The sequence below is a fragment of the Psychrobacter sp. 1U2 genome (genome assembly GCF_051847575.1).
In genome coordinates, this window is sequence record NZ_JBPYDC010001730.1 from 1 (window position 1) to 535 (window position 535).

1 protein-coding gene is annotated in these 535 nt (G+C 44.7%); it reads left to right on the forward strand.

All coding sequences use genetic code 11. The features are described from left to right. Positions 1-535, forward strand: a 535-nt coding sequence (locus ACS8FD_RS24100; protein ID WP_439277702.1) for an alanine--tRNA ligase-related protein, incomplete at both ends; no start/stop codon positions are given.

Genomic DNA, 535 nt, shown 5'->3' on the forward strand with positions numbered 1-535 from the left:
CCATGGCAACTACGAGATTGATTTATTCGTACACTTAATGGATGCCGCTGCTGACATTTTAGATATCCAAAATGAGCAGCAGTCATCGCTTAAAGTGATTGCTGATCACATTCGTGCGGTTGCCTTTTTGATTGCTGATGGTGTCCTGCCAAGCAATGAAGGTCGCGGATATGTGTTACGCCGTGTCATTCGCCGCGCTGTACGCCATGGCAATAAGCTTGGTGCAGAAAATGAGTTTTTCTTTAAGATGGTTGCACCGCTTGTGGCTGAAATGGGAGCAGCTTATCCTGAACTAAAAGATAAGCAGAGTACGATTGAAAATGCCATCAAAAAAGAAGAAACTCAATTTGCCAAGACACTGGCACAAGGTTTACGTTTGCTTGCCAGCGAGCTTACCGACTTACAAGACGGCGATACCCTCTCTGGTGAAGCTGCTTTTAAACTTTATGATACTTATGGATTCCCGCTTGACTTAACCGCTGATATCACTCGAGAGCGTGGTATTGTGATCGATGAAGCTGAGTTTGATGAGCAT